The organism is Nostoc sp., from assembly GCF_036917675.1.
Classification (GTDB): Bacteria; Cyanobacteriota; Cyanobacteriia; order Cyanobacteriales; family Nostocaceae; genus Nostoc.
Map to the genome: position 1 here is coordinate 79891 of NZ_JBALCT010000051.1, position 16486 is coordinate 96376.

17 protein-coding genes and 2 pseudogenes are annotated in these 16486 nt (G+C 42.5%); 5 read left to right on the forward strand and 14 right to left on the reverse strand.

What is annotated here, in order from left to right:
* Positions 1 to 4 precede the first annotated feature (4 nt).
* From V7K31_RS18360 to V7K31_RS18380, 5 genes are all read right to left on the reverse strand, one after another.
* Entirely contained in the window at positions 5 to 409 is a 405-nt protein-coding gene (locus V7K31_RS18360) for a type II toxin-antitoxin system VapC family toxin (RefSeq protein ID WP_335095860.1), read from the reverse strand.
* Positions 409 to 633 (reverse strand): DUF2281 domain-containing protein, encoded by a 225-nt coding sequence (locus V7K31_RS18365; protein ID WP_334829854.1) that lies wholly within the window; start codon positions 631 to 633, stop codon positions 409 to 411. Before V7K31_RS18365 ends, V7K31_RS18360 begins: the two co-directional genes overlap by 1 nt.
* Positions 634 to 706: 73 nt before the next feature.
* Complete coding sequence (locus V7K31_RS18370) at positions 707 to 1714, reverse strand: WD40 repeat domain-containing protein (protein WP_335096090.1); 1008 nt, start codon at positions 1712 to 1714, stop codon at positions 707 to 709.
* 135 nt (positions 1715 to 1849) lie between these two features.
* On the reverse strand, positions 1850 to 2143 hold the full coding sequence (locus V7K31_RS18375) for a hypothetical protein (RefSeq protein WP_335095861.1): 294 nt from the start codon (positions 2141 to 2143) through the stop codon (positions 1850 to 1852).
* A 435-nt stretch (positions 2144 to 2578) separates the two neighbouring features.
* Entirely contained in the window at positions 2579 to 2749 is a 171-nt protein-coding gene (locus tag V7K31_RS18380; protein ID WP_334829850.1) for a chlorophyll a/b-binding protein, read from the reverse strand.
* A gap of 427 nt (positions 2750 to 3176) precedes the next feature.
* On the opposite strand from V7K31_RS18380, the gene ald reads away from it, so the two are divergent.
* Positions 3177 to 4268 (forward strand): alanine dehydrogenase, encoded by a 1092-nt coding sequence (ald, locus tag V7K31_RS18385; RefSeq protein WP_335095863.1) that lies wholly within the window; start codon positions 3177 to 3179, stop codon positions 4266 to 4268.
* A gap of 202 nt (positions 4269 to 4470) precedes the next feature.
* Here the strand turns inward: ald and V7K31_RS18390 are convergent, their stop codons facing one another.
* From V7K31_RS18390 to V7K31_RS18405, 4 genes and pseudogenes are all read right to left on the reverse strand, one after another.
* Positions 4471 to 4608 (reverse strand): hypothetical protein, encoded by a 138-nt coding sequence (locus tag V7K31_RS18390; RefSeq protein ID WP_335095865.1) that lies wholly within the window; start codon positions 4606 to 4608, stop codon positions 4471 to 4473.
* A 74-nt stretch (positions 4609 to 4682) separates the two neighbouring features.
* The gene (dusB, locus tag V7K31_RS18395) at positions 4683 to 5738 is read right to left on the reverse strand and encodes a tRNA dihydrouridine synthase DusB (RefSeq protein ID WP_335095866.1); all 1056 of its coding nucleotides are present in this window, start codon (positions 5736 to 5738) and stop codon (positions 4683 to 4685) included.
* Positions 5739 to 5823: 85 nt separating this feature from the next.
* Positions 5824 to 6660 (reverse strand): annotated as a pseudogene (locus V7K31_RS18400) (Rpn family recombination-promoting nuclease/putative transposase).
* A 123-nt stretch (positions 6661 to 6783) separates the two neighbouring features.
* Positions 6784 to 7665 carry an acyl-CoA desaturase gene (locus tag V7K31_RS18405; RefSeq protein ID WP_335095869.1) on the reverse strand — a complete coding sequence of 294 codons (882 nt, stop codon included), beginning with the start codon at positions 7663 to 7665 and terminating at the stop codon, positions 6784 to 6786.
* A gap of 172 nt (positions 7666 to 7837) precedes the next feature.
* On the opposite strand from V7K31_RS18405, the gene V7K31_RS18410 reads away from it, so the two are divergent.
* The gene (locus V7K31_RS18410; RefSeq protein WP_335095870.1) at positions 7838 to 9067 is read left to right on the forward strand and encodes a TetR family transcriptional regulator; all 1230 of its coding nucleotides are present in this window, start codon (positions 7838 to 7840) and stop codon (positions 9065 to 9067) included.
* 137 nt (positions 9068 to 9204) lie between these two features.
* Here V7K31_RS18410 and V7K31_RS18415 read toward each other — a convergent pair whose 3' ends face one another.
* Entirely contained in the window at positions 9205 to 9627 is a 423-nt protein-coding gene (locus V7K31_RS18415) for a hypothetical protein (protein ID WP_335095871.1), read from the reverse strand.
* Between the two features lie 833 nt (positions 9628 to 10460).
* On the opposite strand from V7K31_RS18415, the gene V7K31_RS18420 reads away from it, so the two are divergent.
* A complete protein-coding gene (locus V7K31_RS18420; RefSeq protein ID WP_442941311.1) occupies positions 10461 to 10640 on the forward strand; it encodes a hypothetical protein in 180 nt (59 codons plus the stop codon).
* A gap of 148 nt (positions 10641 to 10788) precedes the next feature.
* On the opposite strand, the gene V7K31_RS18425 is transcribed toward V7K31_RS18420, so the two are convergent.
* A complete protein-coding gene (locus V7K31_RS18425; RefSeq protein WP_335095873.1) occupies positions 10789 to 11667 on the reverse strand; it encodes a TauD/TfdA dioxygenase family protein in 879 nt (292 codons plus the stop codon).
* A gap of 931 nt (positions 11668 to 12598) precedes the next feature.
* On the opposite strand from V7K31_RS18425, the gene V7K31_RS18430 reads away from it, so the two are divergent.
* Together V7K31_RS18430 and V7K31_RS18435 are read left to right on the forward strand one after the other, a co-directional pair.
* Positions 12599 to 13153 (forward strand): hemerythrin HHE cation-binding protein, encoded by a 555-nt coding sequence (locus tag V7K31_RS18430; protein WP_335095874.1) that lies wholly within the window; start codon positions 12599 to 12601, stop codon positions 13151 to 13153.
* 243 nt (positions 13154 to 13396) lie between these two features.
* Positions 13397 to 13600 (forward strand): hypothetical protein, encoded by a 204-nt coding sequence (locus tag V7K31_RS18435; RefSeq protein WP_335095876.1) that lies wholly within the window; start codon positions 13397 to 13399, stop codon positions 13598 to 13600.
* 60 nt (positions 13601 to 13660) lie between these two features.
* Here V7K31_RS18435 and V7K31_RS18440 read toward each other — a convergent pair whose 3' ends face one another.
* The 3 genes and pseudogenes from V7K31_RS18440 to V7K31_RS18450 all read right to left on the reverse strand — a co-directional run.
* On the reverse strand, positions 13661 to 13858 hold the full coding sequence (locus tag V7K31_RS18440; protein ID WP_335095877.1) for a hypothetical protein: 198 nt from the start codon (positions 13856 to 13858) through the stop codon (positions 13661 to 13663).
* A gap of 70 nt (positions 13859 to 13928) precedes the next feature.
* On the reverse strand, positions 13929 to 15887 hold the full coding sequence (locus V7K31_RS18445; RefSeq protein WP_335095879.1) for a DUF1565 domain-containing protein: 1959 nt from the start codon (positions 15885 to 15887) through the stop codon (positions 13929 to 13931).
* 289 nt (positions 15888 to 16176) lie between these two features.
* A pseudogene (locus tag V7K31_RS18450) lies at positions 16177 to 16392 on the reverse strand (IS4/Tn5 family transposase DNA-binding protein); the annotation flags it as partial.
* Positions 16393 to 16486: the final 94 nt, after the last annotated feature.

Below are 16486 nucleotides of genomic sequence, written 5' to 3' on the forward strand. Positions count from 1 at the left end.
TTTATTACCAAATAGTTTGAATAGTTGTTAATGCTTGAATTTGCAAATCACGGGTAACTAGGGGAAGACCTAAACAAAAAGCAGTAGCTGCTATGATCCTATCTGGCATATCAGGAACAGTTGCTCTGTTAATTTGTCTCGTTGCGCCCGAAATATTACGATCTAAGGGTGCTAATACAATACCCACATTAGGGTCATCCAGAGCATTTAAAATTCGTGTTAATACCTCTTCTGCAAAGCGTCCCTTCTCAACCAAATAAGAAATTTCAACCACTGAAATAGCTGAAACATAAATAGGATTGCCATCGTTGACTGCTTGTTCCAAAGCTGTTAAGGCAGTTTTTGATAGTCTCTCTAACTCAAAAATATACCAAATTAAAGCGTGTGTATCTGCAACTACTGATGTCATCAAACAATATCCCTAGGAAAATTCCCCCACATTTCTTGACGAGCTTCAGTAATGTCTTCTTCAGTAATATCCACTGCTAAATCAGCACATAACCCTCTGACGCTACGTAAGGGAGTTTTAGGAGTATTTTTTTGATACAAAAATTCTGCAAAATTCAATAACTCTTGCTGCTTATCTATAGGTAGCTGGCGCAATTTTTCCAAAACTGCTTGCTCAATATTCATATATTTATCACCTTGTCTACACGTCAATCACAACCCCGACTTATTAAATAAGTCGGGGATATGGTGTTCGCTGTTATTTACGTTTTGGTGGAATTCCCCAAATCTTGATTTGTTGATCAAATCCACCACTGGCAAGAATTTTACCATTTGGACTAAAAGCGATCGCACTTACCCAGTCTGTATGTCCACTCAGTGTATTTACTAACTCACCTGTAGTTAAATTCCACAACTTAATCCCATCTCTACCAGCACTAGCAAGGGTTTGTCCATCGGGGTTGATAGCGATCGCATTCACCCAGTTATTATGTCCTGTAAAGGTGCGGACTAATTCTCCAGTATTAATATTCCACAGTTTGACTGTGCGATCGCGGCTAGCACTAACTAATGTTTGTCCATCTGGTGTAAAGATAACAGCGCTAACAACATTAGAATGAGCGACAAATTCACTAATTAATTTACCAGTACTCAAATTCCACAGCTTGATTACACCTTTATTATCACCACTAGCCAAGGTCTGTCCATCAGGGCTAATGGCTAGGGTATAAATCAAATTATCAAATTGTACTAAAGTCCCTAGAGGGCGCTGCTGTAGCAAATCCCATAGACGAATCCCATCCAAACCTCCACTGATGAGAACTTTACTATCAGGAGACACCACTAAAGATAATACATTACTGGTATGTCCGACAAAAGAACGGCTAAATTTTAAATTTTTCAGGTTCCAGAGGTTAATCGTGTTGTCATCACCACAGCTAGCTAGGGTTTGCCCATCTGGCGAAATCACTAAAGATTCTACGGCTGCTTTGTGTGCTTTGGTAATATTCGCCAACTTTTTGCCGTTTGCTGGATTCCACAGGAGAATTATACCCTCGTTTTCTGCACCTCCACTCACAAGAATTTTACTATCTGGACTGAAAGCAAGGGATTTAACGGTTCCGTTATGTCCTTTGAGTGTGTAAAGTAGTTGGGCATTAGCAAAGCTGTTGGTAGTTTGGGAGTTTGGCGTTACTTCAATGGCCGCATAAGCTTCATGAATGTAAAACCCTTCCCAGATAGTCACTGGAAGGGCAACAGCTGCCATAAATGCCAGGATAATATATGGCCGCAGAAAATTACCCCCACCTCTTCCCTCACTACTCACTCTTTTTCCTCACTTTTATAGATCCGGTTAGCCCAATCAATTTTGTAGAGTTATTAAGTAATAACTCTGGACTTCTTAAAGAGGTGGTTTTTTCTTAGAAACGCTTAACATTGGTAAAGGCGGACTAGAAGAACGAGAGGGCAAATAATGTTGCGCTACAGGCTCCTCTGGTATAGGACGACGCTGCTGGAAACGCCACAACTTAAAGGCTAGCGCTATTCCTGTCGTTCCCAAACCAAAAGCCAACAACGACCAGCTATCATTAAATCCGCCAATCAGGGCATCCATAACGCCCATCGTAATCAATATAGTGATTAGTGGCTCTTTTCGGTAGGTTGACTTCAAAAAACGAGGTAATACAGCATTCATCACAGCTTGGTTGGTTCCAGTTCATCTTTAAGTGTATATTTACCAAGAATACCTCACCCGTAATTTGCCTTTCTCATCCAAGGCAGACACTAATTATGATTTTCTTTAGTAGGGGAGGAAGTTTACTCATTAATCGTCTTGCGTATACTGGTTTTATTAAATCCCCACGGAGGAATTTAAGAGGAAGTTTACTCATTAATCCTCTTGCGTGTACTAGTTGCAAGTCTTTGATATTTCAATCACTAATAGGTATTTCGATTCCTCTCTTGCTTACATTCTAAGACAATAATTTCCGAATAATTAAGTATAATTAAAGGATCTAGGGCGAAGTATTTCGCTATCAATTGTTAAAGTCAAAACCAACTGGTTGTTCCAGCCGGTTAAAACTCTTATAACTAGTAGCTTACAACTTTCACCATGTGCTTGTTGGTGGCATTACTTCAGACCCAGCCATGATAGCACCCCTTGATTGGTGACATATTCAATTACCAGCATCAAAGCGAAGCCAATCATTGCCGCTCGACCATTCAAGCGTTCAGAATATTCGTTAAAGCCAAACTTAGGCTCCTGTAGTTTAGGTGTAATCGTTGGTTGTGTTTGTGTCATTTTTAAGAAACCTTTTTTCGGCAAACGGGACTTGATATGAGACTTCGCAGCAGTTGTCGGGGAAGTGTGGGGATAAGCGGTAAACGTTAAAGGAATTGACTCCTTCTTTTCCTCTTAACCTTTACTCTAGATTTGGTAGCTGATGAGCTGATTGCAGTGCTTGAATGCCAAGATGACTTGAGAAATTCAGCAAAAGCTTCCTAGTAGGGAGCTATACAATCGCTCTTTTAAGAAATTGTTACTATTCTTTATATATTGCATAAATACTGGGGCAATAGTCAAGGGTAAGAGTTTGGGGCTACTCAGATTAAATTGAGAAACTTAGGACAGAGATTAGCTATCTCTAATACAGCTATCCCCTATAGAGAAATAGCAAGCTTGAGATTGGCAGACTACAGTTAAACAAAAAAATTATCAGAGGCGGTATATGGAAATCGGCGTTCCCAAGGAAAATAAGGATCAAGAATTTCGAGTAGGGTTAAGTCCTTCTAGTGTAAGAGTGTTGCGAGAAAATGGTCATAGGATCTTTGTCGAGACGCAAGCAGGTAATGGTGCTGGATTCTCAGATGACGACTACAGAAGTGCTGGAGCCGAGATTGTCCCCACATCAGAAGTGGCTTGGAATCGGGAATTGGTTGTTAAAGTCAAAGAGCCTCTGACATCTGAGTATAAATTTTTGCAGAAAGGGCAGATATTATTTACTTATTTACATTTAGCAGCCGATCGCAAATTGACAGAGCATTTAATTGATTGTGGCACAACTGCGATCGCCTACGAAACTGTAGAACAACCTGGTGTTAACAGACTACCTCTGCTCACCCCCATGAGCGTGATTGCCGGTCGGCTAGCAGTACAATTTGGGGCGAGATTCCTAGAACGTCAGCAAGGTGGTAGAGGTGTGCTTTTGGGCGGTGTACCTGGAGTCAAAGCAGGTAAAGTAGTAATTTTAGGTGGCGGCGTTGTCGGTACAGAAGCAGCTAAAATTGCCGTAGGCGTGGGTGCGATCGTCCAGATTTTAGATGTGAGTGTCGATCGCTTATCTTACCTAGAAACCCTGTTTGGTTCTAGAGTTGAATTGGTTTACAGCAACTCTGCTCATATTGAAACTGCCGTCAAAGAAGCCGATTTGCTCATCGGTGCAGTTTTAGTGTTAGGACGTAGGGCACCAATATTAGTATCGCGCGAATTGGTCAAACAAATGCGTCCTGGTTCTGTAATCGTTGATGTTGCAGTTGACCAAGGTGGTTGTATAGAAACCTTACACCCCACATCCCACACAAATCCGGTATATGTTGAAGAGGGTGTGGTGCATTATGGCGTTCCTAATATGCCAGGAGCAGTACCTTGGACAGCAACTCAGGCACTCAATAATAGTACATTACCTTATGTTGTCCAGTTGGCGAATTTGAGAATTATGGCACTGGAAGTTAACCCAGCACTAGCTAAGGGTGTGAACGTGCAGAATCATCGCTTAGTGCATCCTGCTGTACAAGAAGTATTCCCTGATTTGGTAAGTTAGATTTTAGTAAATTTAGATTACCAATAGTTCCTGCAAACCCCTCATCGCTTGCGATGAGGGTAAATTTGGTGCTAAATTCTACCAACTTTATGAACAACTACAAAAATGATTAAGATAGTTATAAAGTTCACGAAATAAAGGGCATTTTCGTTGAACTTCATCTGGTTGGATGTCTTGTAATAGTGCCGGGGTATGCAATCTTTTAGAATAATGTCATCCCTGTCTTTTCTACTAATTGCTCATCTACCCACTCCATCCCGTCTGGAGGATTTGCCATGAAGTCTTCTAAAGAGTAGATTTCGGGGATGGATACAATCTCGTTGTGTTTGGAAACTAACATTGCAAACCTCCACTTTGATTAGTTAAATACACAATGTATAGAGTAATAAAGGAAATTTTAGTAATATTCATTTTTCAAAGCATTACCAAACTACCTTGCGCTTCTTCTTCTAGTTCATAACCATTAGCCAGTTTTTCAATTGCTTGGTCAATCATTGCCAAACCTTGATCTACTTTTTCAACCAAACTTAGCTGTCCTCGGAGTTCGGCAGCACCAACGAAACCTTTAGCATACCAAGTCATGTGCTTGCGGGCTTGACGCACACCGCGATCGCCTTTATATTCCCATAAGGCTTGTAGATGATCTCTTGCACATTCCAAACGCCCAATTGGGGTTGGTGGTGGTAATATCTCCCCAGTTTTCAGGAAGTGATCAATTTCTCCCACCAAAAAGGGATAACCCAAAGTTCCACGGGAACACATTACACCATCAGCGCCAGTTTGCTCTAAACATCTCACCGCCGCTTCAACGGAGAAAATATCTCCATTCCCAATCACTGGGATAGAAAGCACTTCTTTCACACGGGTAATCCATTCCCAACGGGCATTCCCATTGTATCCTTGGGCGCGGGTGCGTCCGTGTACTGTGATCATTTTTGCCCCTGCATCTTCCATCCGCTTGGCGAAGTCGAGAATAGTAATTTCGTTGTCATTCCAGCCAATACGGGTTTTTACTGTCACAGGGACATCAACAGCTTTTACCACTTCTCGCACAATTGCCTCTGCCACTTCCGGTTGTCGCAACAACGAAGAACCACCACCATTTTTAGTGATTTTATTAACGGGACAACCCATATTAATATCAACAGTATCAGCACCTTCAGCAACTGCCTTTATTGCCGCTTCTGCCAGGAAATCGGGACGACAATCAAATAGTTGAACGCTAATTGGGCGTTCATTGGGGTCTACGTCCATAATTTTGGGTAACTGCTTGACATAATGCAACCCCGTAGCATTCACCATTTCGGTATACATCATCGAATCTGGTGCATAGCGACGCACGAGACGGCGAAACACCATATCCGTCACCCCAGATAGAGGTGACTGGAGAACCCGACTTTTTACCTCAAACGAGCCAATTTTTAAGGGTTGGGAGAGTCTAGCTTGGAGAATGGGAGAGAGCGAAATCATACAAAAAATTAAAAATTATGGGAATGGAAAATAGCAGAAATATTTAGGAGTATCTCCGATAAATGCTAATTGTAGTTTACGTATCCTAACTTGGAGGCTGTTTTTGCATTTCTTGCTGAATCTCTTCTAGACTCAAACCTAATTCTTTTGCTGTTTCTTCAAAACTCAATCCCAATCTCAACAACAAAGGTATCATTCTAAACTTTTCTTCACGCGCTCCTTCTTGTTTGCCCTCTTGCTTGCCCTCTTGCTTGCCCTCTTGTTTGCCTTCTTGCTTGCCTTCTTGATAAACTCGCGTCTGTTTCAAATCACTTAACCCAAACATACCTTCAATCTCCTCTCGACTCATCGTCGGAAACTTATAAACCAAAATTGTCTCTATTAATTCTAGTAACTTCCGCCGTTATGGTTCAATGTTAATTTCTTGCTGAGTTCTGTCTATTAACTGCCTAGCAGATGTAATTGCTGTGTCCTCTTCATCGACAACTAATTTCATCGTAGCAATTCCAACTGGCAATGATGCAGTTTCACCTAATTCATTAAGATAAATGCGACTGACGCGATTGCTAGTGAAAAATTCACTGTAATTCTTGATATCTGCTGTATCTAGACTGCGATTGGGATAGATAACTACTCCTCGCCAAGAATTTTTAGGTTTATTTTGGCGTAAGTATAAACAAATTTCGGAAATTAGGCGCGAATAAATTTCTGTATCGGTTTGAAACTGGACTTCGACAAAGTAAATCGGATTTTCTTCCCCTTGTGTTGGGAGAAAAACGCCATCTATGCGGAATGCAGTTTGCTTGATTTCAATTGAGGAAAATTTATAAGCCTCTGCCGTTTGGGGTGGATTACCTATTAATTCAAAAAAGATGCCAGGAACTTCTTGAAAAAGGCGATAAAAAATGCTGTCAGTTTTCACGCTTGATGTATTGCTGAGGTTTGATCTGTTGCGATTTTACCGGGAAATACTATTGATAAAAATTAGTAAGCCGACGGCAAATTAGCAGTCGGCCTGGCAAATTTATAATGGTTCAGTTGCAATTTAGCCGTGAGTTGCACCTTGAGGGGGACGCGAGACAACTTTTTTGGCTAAACCCAAAGTCTGCAAAACTAGGATGCTCCACCAAGTAACATCAATCTCCCACCAAGACAACCCAGATTTGGCCATGTGGGGATAAGTATGATGGTTGTTGTGCCATCCTTCTCCATAGGTGACGATGGATACCCACCAAAGATTACGAGCGCCATCATTGGCATCAAAGGTGCGATAACCCCACAGGTGTGATGCTGAATTCACAAACCAGGTTGAGTGCCAAAGCAAGACACACCTAACAAACACTCCGTAGAACACAAAAGACCATCCTCCTAAGGCATATAGCAGCAGCCCGAAGGGTATTTGCAACAGTAAGAAGTAGCGATCTAGCCAGCAATAAAAGGGTTGTCTTGCTAGATCAGGGGCATATTTTTTATAGGTGTCATAGTCAAAGAACTCTGGACGGGGGTAGAAAATCCACAGTATATGGCTCCACCAAAATCCTCTTTGGGCAGAGTATGGATCTAGGTCAATATCTTCTGTGTGGGCGTGATGTTGGCGGTGTCCACCTACCCAAAAAATTGGCCCGCCTTGGAGAGCTAGCGCTCCAATGAGGGCGATCGCATACTCTAACCACTTAGGAACTTGGAAACTCCGATGGCTCAGTAGTCGGTGATATCCCAGACAAATACCAATGCTCCCGAATAACCAGTGGAGAAACACTAGCAAACCTAATGCTGGCCAGGAGAAAAACCAAGGAGCCAGAAGTGCTAAGGCATGAAATGTAGCAAAAAATACTACATTGGTCCAACTGAGTCGAGGTGATTTGCCTCTGTCAGGGGCGATGGTTTTGCCAACGCCTTTGGCGATCGCCCCAAAATTTGCGGTCATAAAAATTCCTGTTGATGGATGATAAAGCGATTTACTTTTTATCGGGCGTAATCCCACAGGGATTTACCCGTCTTGTAGACCAGTTCGTTAGAGTAGAGGAAAGCAAGTATCACTTACATTTGCTATGCTAGCAGAACTCTAATTTTCCTGCAAGTGCCACTTGCATTTTTCTATGTCGTCTCACCTCATTTCCACTCGTCAACGCCTGATTCAAGCTGCACTTGAGTTGTTTTCTGCTCAGGGAGTTAGCGCCACCACAACCCGCCAAATTGCTGAAAAAGCCGAAGTCAACGAAGTAACTCTATTTCGGAATTTTGGCAATAAACATGGGCTGCTTTTGGCTGTGCTGGAAGAGTCCGCAGCCTTCAAGGATTTAGGTGAGTCGCTGGTGCGACGAGCAACGCCTCCCGGCAATGTCTACCAAGCTCTTAAAGATTATGCAAGTGACAGCTTACATGCATTAGAACGAGTGCCAGAGTTTGTCCGATCTGTGGTAGGTGAAGCCGACCAATTCCCGGCAGAAAATCGCCGCGCACTAGGCAGGGGAGTAACAGAGGCAAACCGTTATGTAGCTCAGTATTTAGCTACTGTAATCCAGCAGGGACACTTAAATACCTATTTACCCGCAGAAAAATTAGCCAGTTTGCTGAATGGGATGATCTTGGGATATGCCGTAATTGAGTTTACCAGCGAATTTCACGAACTTTGGGAGGATCGGGATGATTTTCTGGAAAATTTGATGGAGTTGTTTTTACATGGAGCCATGTCATCTTCGGAGGAATCAGCAACCAACTGCTTACAAAAAGGGTTTATCACCACAGAAGTAGTTGATTTACCAGCTAGTTTGGTTCACCAAATTCTGCAACAAGCAAGGATTTTGGGAATACGAGATTATGCCTTAGCTTATCTGTTATTTGGGGCTGGGTTATCGGCCACAGAAATAATTAGCTTGGAGCGATCGCACCAAATCAACGAGACTCAAGGACACTTCCTACAAATCACAATCCCAGGATTTGTCCGTCAAGTACCTGTGAATCAGTGGATTTTGGGCAAACGCTATGGCTCGTATACTAATAATCCTCTAATCAAATTGCTGAAAAGCCGTAAAGATGCTCAAACAGCCATGTTTTTGAATGAAACAGGCAAACCGCTCTCAGAATCAGAGCTTCAGACACGTTGGCAAGTATGGAGTGAGGGACTGTTAACTCCCCAAGCACAAAGGCCAGCTATAGCCCAGGCACAACAAACCTGGCGCGTAGAAATGTTGATGCGGGGGATCAGCTTGGAAAACCTGAGTATTTTAACAGGTTGCGATCGCAGCCAATTACAACCTTATGCCCGCCGAGCCAGAGAAAAAGCCGCTCTAGAGCAAGCCACCCGTTTGGATCATAAACCAGGATAGGGGAGTGGGGATGAGGGAGATGGGTAGATAAGGGGAATAACGGGACTTAAACAAAACTGAAGAAGAAAAATAGTCAAGCGATCGCCCTATTTGTAACCAGATAAAGGAGCGATCATCAGCATGATGCAGTTAAACGATTAGGGTAAAACAACAGAGGTTTCTTTATCATTGTTGTTTGCACCATTCAAGAGTGTAGCTGTACTCTCGGATAAGGATTGGGTGTTGCTCAAACGGCGTGATAAATTTTTGCGTTGCTTGCCTCCCGCCTGGACATATTGCAAACTGTCTTTACCATAATGAGTAGCCACACTCATTAACATCTTTTCAGAATAGCCGCGCAATTCTTCTTCAGTGAGAGAAAGGCGACCTGTCATTTCATCCAGGGTAGAGAGTAAAGTGTTGTAGGTTGATAGCTGAGTTTGTAAAGTTAGGATGCGGCTGTCGTAGTCTGTCAAACTCAATCCGTTGCCAAATTCTAGCGTAGAGCTAATTGATCGCATTCCTGCAATTCGACGTAGAGCTTTTTCGAGAGTGGGTGAACTGCGTTTTAGTCGTGCCATGAAATGCGCTCCTGAAGGAGGTTTAGGGGTTACTGCATTTACTCTAGCCAATGCAACCATAAACTTCTCTGAGAAATTATTCGGAAAAATTAAGGCAAATTGACATCGACTTGATTATTTTTAGTGAATTATACTTAAATTTTTATTTTATTTGTAAAAAAAGCTACTTAATATTAGCAATAAATACCTCGAAGTCGTGTTGAAGTACTTGAAAGTCGTGTTGGAGTACTTGAAAGTCGTGTTGGAGTACTTGAAAGTTATGTTGGAGTACTTGAAAGTTATGTTGGAGTACTTGAAAGTTATGTTGGAGTGCTTCAAAGTCATGTCGAGGTACTTGAAAGTCGTGTTGGAATGCTTCAAAGTCATGTCAAGGTACTTTGAAATCGTCTTGGAGTACTTGAAACTTGTGTTGGAGTACTTCCAAGTCATGTTGAGATACTTTTAAATCGTGTCGGAGTATTAGAGGATGGTTTTCTTCGGCTCAACTGGACTTACAGCGAAGGCGATCGCGCAATATCAACTTATGACCCAAAGCTGGTAAAATACCCAAGGCTTGATGCCGCCATCACAAGCACGAGAAATCAATACTTTTCGCCATCTATTCTACGTAATGGCTCAAAAGTGGAATAGGCAATTTAAACTGGTTCTACCTCAGCCAATGCCTCATGGCTCTTGTAAAAGTTTCCTCGTCAGCACTTGGCACGGGTCTATAAATTAAGTGCCAGCTTCTTTAGTGTAGAAAAATGTTGTTCTCGCAATCCGGGGGGCTTGAAAGGGTTGTGGTTGCAGCACATTTAGAGGAGGATTGATCCTAAAGCTTCTTTTCACTGCCCGTGAATACCCGTGTGATCGCTAATTTCAATTTCAACCCAGAATCGCTGGCGTTAACCGAACCAGTTCCACTAACTTTGCACCCAGCTGAAGTTTACCTTAACAGTCTTGGTGAGGGTTTAAGGCGGACAATGCGAGAGGCGTTGAATGTGATCGCTCAACTGGGGGTAAATATAGCCTAGCTGACACCAGGGACAAGATAGCCTGAAACTATTACTGTATAAGCTTTTAAGCTATCGCTTTTAGATGAATCATCCAAGCCTAGTCTGCAATTTACTCCGTCTACCGGACTACCAACGGGCATTTAATAACCGCCAGAGCAAGCAAAGTCTAATCTTTAACCGTTTTTAGTATATTTTCAACACTAACACGCAGGGCAATCCTCTGATACTTTCTTGCATCGTAGGGCATACCTGTGTGCATGACTTGAGAGTTATCCCAAAACACAATATCTCCTCTTTGCCAAATATGGGCATAAACTGGCGTGCAGGAAAGAATTGCCGCAAACAATTCCTGCCAATACTGTTTGGCCACTTCTGGTTGGTCTTCTAGCCCCTTGAGAATTGAAGTGTCTGAACCCAAATATAATCCTTTGCGCCCAGTTACTTTGTGAGTTGAGACAATTGGATGTAATTTTCGAGGAATCTCCACCCCTGGTTGTTGGGGGATAAATGACAGGTGATACATCCACAGTTGCTCTAATTGCTGCCGATGTTGATGATCGAGATTGTTATAGGCTTCCACCATGTCGAGAAACTCAGTGGTGTGAGGCTGTCCATCTGTTCCTTCGTCCGGGATTTCTACACCATAAAGCATCACGATATAGAGGGTATTCATATCCAGTCCCTCTGTTTTGGGGAGATGGTCTTTGTCGTGATGCCATTGCCAAGCAAATTTGCCCACGACCTCACTAGAAAGCCCCTTGGGATTACCTAAAATGGAGACTCCAGGACTTTGTAAGTCTGGAGCAATTTCGGGATCTAGAGGCTTGGGGCGACGACCGATGGTTGAGTCACCGAATGTCTGGATGGCAAAGTCCTTTAACTGGGATGCCGTCAGTTTTTGCTTTCTGACAACAATAACCCCATGTTCCCAGAGAGATTGCTTCAATTCCTGAACTTGTTGGTCTGTAATATCTCCAAGATTACAATCTTGTAGAACTTCCTTGCCCAGTCTTAAATGCTGCTTTCCGGTCAACAATTTATTCACCCTATAGCAATCCTATTTGATACGTGAGAAAACACTGATAAAATCCCCAGCAGTTAATGGCTCCATCTACTACCTCTTAAGCGCGGCATCATATTGTACTATTACCACATGGTTTCTGTTCCAAATTTCGCAATTAAAGAAGAAAATCTTCATTTAGCTTATTATTTAAACTCCTAATTTAGGCTGCATTCCACTTTTGGGCTAAAAGGTGGAACACACCCCTTGAACGGGTTATTTTCGATGGTTCGCGCACCTTGCTTGTCTAAAATAACCCGCTATCATGATGGCAATTAAAATAAACGCCCTTAAAAATATTTTGTAAATGCCAACAAATAACCGAAAGCTGGTAAAACGAGAAAAATCTGGCATACTGACGGTAACGCTACCCCTTGTTCCGTCGAATTTTGTCATTTGTCCTGTACACCTATACAAATCTTTGCTAACTGTGCGATCACTCCTTTGATGAAACCGCGATTGCCTCTTCTACATTAGAAAAGCAATATAGGAGTCCTATTTGATTGCGTGAAAAAAACTCACTAGATATTTTTTAGTACATAGTTACGAATTAATCCAGTCAGAACTCAAATACCAACTTATGACTCATTGTTGGGAAAACGGAAAAAAGTGAACCTGCTGTTTCCAGGCGCAAGTCTCCTCTTCAACGTAGGTATGGGGATGCGCGATGGCACGGAGTGCCCACCAAGGGCTATCGCCTGACTATTCATTCACTACTCATTCATGAAAAGCTGTAATCTCCATCTGGTAGGGATTTCCGCTTTTCTTCGTGCCATTTAGCGTTGATAGCCTGCTATGACGAACTTGATATAAATCTTTCTGAAGAGGGACGGACTTACTTAAACCTCACGAGAAGATGGAAAAAGTGAGTTTGCTTGTGATAACCGATAAAACCTGTAGTCTGGAGTTAATAATAATGACCGATGTGACAAATATAGCGACTAAGCTTGCTGATCTAAAGCTTTTTCAGAATGTTCTGTTGGAAACTGAGCAAAAGTTAATAGCACAGACGGACGACAATACGATTTGCGAGCGGCTCGAAGGAATGATTAAGAGTGATCGCGAAAATCTCGGCATCATCGAAGCAGCTATTTCTAGATACGGCAACGCAGCAGAACCTCGTGACATTACTCAACAACATGCCCAGAAGGTAAGCCAAATGATGAGCGGCTCCGAGCTAACTCTGTATGACAAGTACTTACAGCTTGAGTTGCTAAAGCATCAACAGACAATGACCGGCCTGGTTCTACACAAGGTTGCCCAGTCCTTGAATGATGACCTTCAAGATGTGATGGAACCGCTCAACCGAGTTAATTTTGAAAATCGCGCTCACCAAGAGATTCTTAAAGGCGTTCTTTACTTCGTTGGAACGCGAGAGATAGCCGGTAAGGAACCTGACATGGGTATCTGGGCTAGCATTGAACAGGGAATTGCAGCCCTTAAGGGTGCTGTAAGCAGCGCGGTAAGCTAGCAATGAGTAGTAGAGGGCGCCTCATTCATGGCAGCGTAATAGATTCATCTGATTTATGCTACATTGAAGCATACTTTTCAAGAGTGAATTATCTCTAACTCAAAACAATTATCCCAATTAAGGGGATCTCAAATTTACCGACTGAAACCTTTATAATTACGTTTCATAGTAAGCATCATTGTAACAGTAGTTACAGTGATGCTTATTGATCAAGATAGAACTTAAATCCCAACAAATAACCGAATGTTGGTAAAACAAGAAAAATCTGGCAGCCCTAGCGGTAACGCTAACTTTTGTTGCGTCGAGTTTCGTCATTTGTCTGCCCTGGATACCTTAGCCGCTCCCCAATCACCGAAAGTTGGTAAAACAGAAAAAACTGAGCCTGCTGTATCCAGACGCAAGTCGCCAAATCAGCGTAGATATAAAGGTGTGCGATCGCTCCTTTGATGAAACCGCGATTGCCTCCTCCACATTAGAAAAGCGATCGCTCTCTCAAGTCGATTGATTTCATTTTGAGGTGCATCGCTCTCTCAAGTCGATTGATTTCATTCTGAGGTGCATCGCTCTCTCAAGTCGATTGATTTCATTCTGACCCGCGATCGCCTTTTGACCTACTTCCCAAAATACGATCATCCCCTTGACAAAAAGAGCGATGCCTCCCCACATTAGGAAAGCGATCGCTCTCTCAAGTGGATCAATATTCATTTTGAAGTGCTTTTCTCGCTAATTCCATATCTTTTGCCCCATACCCCATTCCCAATGCCCAATTCCCTAGTCAATTCAACGGCTCCATAATGGCTCTTAAACCATTTTTAGAGAGTGTTTTGAGCATTTCTTTAGCGTTATACTCACTGCTAAATACTCCTGCTTGCATAACTCTTTCACCTTGCCAAACTGTGGGAAACGCACCAGGAGCAAGCGATCGCACTAAATCTTTATCTTTATCAGTCAAGAGTGTAACTACCACGCGATAACGTACACGGATCTGTGTCGCAGAGTTCCCGCCATCAGGCATAGTTGCAGAACTTGTTGGCATATTGCGAGTATTATCAATGGGGATATTTTGATCAGGAAGTGGTAAAAGTGCTTCAGCATTTGGGGAAGCAGCTTCTAGTATTGGTAATGGCTGCTGTGTTTGCTCCCTGATACTTGGGGCTGGTGGCTGTGCAACTGAATTGGATGGATACTCAGGAGCCGTAAACTCAATTGTATTGGGATTGATCCGCACATAATTCAACTGTGGCGGATTAGGTGGCTCTGCGGGACTGGAAGTTGCAACTCTTGAAGTGTCAGTTGGTAGTTGTCTAGCTGATAAGCTACTAGGAGTAGGAAAACCGACAACTTTAGAGGTGGCTTGCTGTTGATTGGATATGGGTACGGAAAGTGGCATATTAGCTGGGAATAATGGCAGCAGCTGACTGTTTAATTGTCCAGGAACAGGATTATTTGCTGAAATGCTATTGCTGGTTTGCCCGTTGGTAGTTTTAGAGACTTCGGGAGCCGAGAAGGTGATTTCCCCAGTTGGTGGTATTTTTGGTAACACATTGTTGGGGATAGGGGCGGGTTGAGAAGTTGGGGCTGCTAGTGCTGTTGTACCGTTGATATCTACCTTACCAGTGATGCGATCGCTCACAAGGTTATTACCAGCAGCAGAAATCATCTGTTTAGCAGCGCTGGCGTTAATGTCGTAGCGGCCGTTATTTTGAAATTGATTACCCCCAGGTTCGGATGCACTACCCAAATCTGGCATTGCTTGAGCGATCGCAACTAAACCATCTTCTTTATTATTTTGAATAGAATTATTCCGCAAAATCGGACGAGCATTTGCTTGCACTACAATTCCGGTTCTATTGTTCTGAATTTGATTGCCGATGATTACAGGAGCGGCATCTTGGGCAATATTGATGCCAAAACCCGTTTGGTGAAAGACATTTTCTTTGACTTGAGGATGGGAGTTACCGGCAATTGTGATGCCATTGGCTCCATTGCGATCGAAGTAATTCTTGCTAATGGTGGGTGCAGCGTTACCACTGACAGAAATCCCATCTTGGGTACTGCCAGTAAATGTATTTTCCGCGACTACCAGATTGCTAGATTCAATCCATAAACCGTAACCACGGGGGTTGGAGTTCGTCACCGTCACCCCAGTGAGCAAGGCTTGATTTGCTCCAACAATTGTGACATTTTGACCGGCAAAGCTCCGGCTCAGGTAATCACCACCTCCCTGAATGATAATATCCTTACCTTGATTGCTAGGGTTGCCTTGAATTGAAATATCCGGTTTCAGCATTAAGGGGAATATCTCGCCCGTCTCGGCGCTATAAGTACCCGTACAGAGCATGATTACAGTATTGGCGTTAGCTAATCGCAACGCTTGAGTAATCGTTTTCACAGGAGCGGATTCGCTGCCATTGCCTGCTTTGTCATCACCAACACTTGGGTTAACAAACAGCACATTAACCTGAGAATTTCTTTTCTCACCCAGAGGTGTTGAATTTGCTGTCAATGGAATCTGAGCGATGCCTTCTCTACGAGAGTTTTTGCCAACGGCGAGCTGCGCTAACGCGCTACCCAGGCTAGTACCCAGGAACGCCATACTTGCCGCTCCCATACCTACGGTAAGTGATAATACTGAAAAACGAAAAAATAAAAGCCTTGCTGATTCCAAAAACTTCAGTTTTGCAAGCTGAACATCTACTTTACGGTACTTAAGAAACACACGAGGGGGAATCATATTTAACACAACTCCTTATAAATAAGAATATATTCTTATACTCTTAGAAAGTATTATGTCGATAATATTACTCACATATTGACAAATTGGCGATACTTAATACAGAGTAACCTGAGTTCTATGTAAAAAAAGCCTGAAAATTAGACACAGTAAATTTTATAGCAATATTAGGATCGCGTAAGATGATGTCAATAATCTTCTATAAATGACACCGAACTCAGGTTTGTTAATTCCATTTTTACAACTCATTTAGTATTGCTATAGTTCAATGGATTCAACTGGAACGCTATCAATAATTTCTCGTATCCCCTACCGCTAGCACAACTGGTATGCCATTTATTTGGAGTGCTGTTTGTTTAAAAGAGGGTTGAGTCAACTTAGAAAATGTTGTTTTGGGTAAAAAGAAAAATTCGTAACCGCGTTTGAGATCGCTGGCACTTTTAAATACTTTTGATAATGGCTCACCATCTTTTACAGACAAACACTCTGCAATCGATACTGCTCGTTGAGTTAAGCTATTGTCTCAAAAATCACACTCTAGATACGGGTTCTTCTCTAATATCTTCATTTACACCCATGTCACTCACACCTATGACGAC